This is a genomic window from Nostoc sp. NZL (assembly GCF_015714705.1).
Taxonomy (GTDB): Bacteria; Cyanobacteriota; Cyanobacteriia; order Cyanobacteriales; family Nostocaceae; genus Nostoc; species Nostoc foliaceum_A.
In genome coordinates this window covers 1-1,092 of sequence record NZ_WBKL01000139.1, presented here as the reverse complement: position 1 = coordinate 1,092, position 1,092 = coordinate 1, and the positions used below count along the sequence as shown (strand labels likewise).

General features: G+C 38.8%; 2 protein-coding genes. Both read right to left on the bottom strand.

What is annotated here, in order from left to right:
* The coding region (locus F8R90_RS19690; RefSeq protein WP_196512082.1) for a transposase at positions 1-268 on the bottom strand (268 nt) is incomplete at its 3' end.
* Between the two features lie 34 nt (positions 269-302).
* Complete coding sequence (locus F8R90_RS19685) at positions 303-755, bottom strand: hypothetical protein (RefSeq protein ID WP_230966507.1); 453 nt, start codon at positions 753-755, stop codon at positions 303-305.
* Positions 756-1,092 lie beyond the last annotated feature (337 nt).

Sequence of the window (1,092 nt, the reverse complement as noted above, 5' to 3'; positions counted from 1 at the left end):
CTAATATACGTGCTTGTATGTATTCAAATGTTCCATCCTCACGCCATCGCTTTAACCATCGATGGGATGAACTTTTCGATGCCCACATATCACCACGTGGTAAGTCACACCATCGACACCCTGTAATCAGAATGTACAACAGACTATTTAATACATGACGATATGGTGCATGAGGCATTCCTTTGCCACGTTTAGATGCATCCTCAGAAAATATATCTTCAAACAACTTCCACTCTAGGTCACTCAGCCCTTCAAAACGTCCAGCCATACCAGTGATATACCCTTCTCAGATGAGAAGTAAGTTACCACATTTTTATATTAGTGGGATAGGTTCTTTGCAATTTGGCTGGAGAGACTTTCTCTCTATTAATTGCTAGCCAATACATTAGTTGTTGTTCCAATGTAGACAGCCGCTGGAATTGCTGCTCTAGAAGATGACCTATGCCTTGGAAAACTGTTGTACCTTCGCTCAAGAAATTAGCAATGTTACCTTCATGCAAATCCCGAATTGAAGTAGCAGCAATTTTCAAAGCCAGTGGATTACCACCGTAACACTCAACCAATTGACAAGTTTCGGCTTCGGAGCCTGATAGTCCTTTAAGTGTCAAAATTGTTTGCCCTGCTGCGACTTCTAACCCTGATAAAGCCAGAGTCCGAACTGGTAAACCATCTCCTTCAAGAGCGGCAATTTGGGCTGGCTTTTCCCGACTGGTAATCAGGACACAGCTTTGATGTTGGGTTTCTCCTAAGGTCAAAATTTAATTATCGATCTAAATCAAGACGGAACTTTTTCAACGTCGTTCGATCTAACTCTGAAAAACTTTTTCTTACGGGACAAAAACACAAGAGAGCCGCTTTATCTAATTGAGAAAATCAATAAAAATATGGTTCTTCCGGTGCTTTTATGGTGGTTACTAAATTTTAGTAAATTTTACTAACTATATTTTAATGATATTTATCCTTAAAATATAGGCTTTATAAGCATTACAGCAGTTTCACGTATACTGAAATAATCCAAATAGCATGATTTATACTATAACACAGTAAAAATTAAGGCTTTCACACAGTGTGCCGTAGGTATCGCTATGAAAT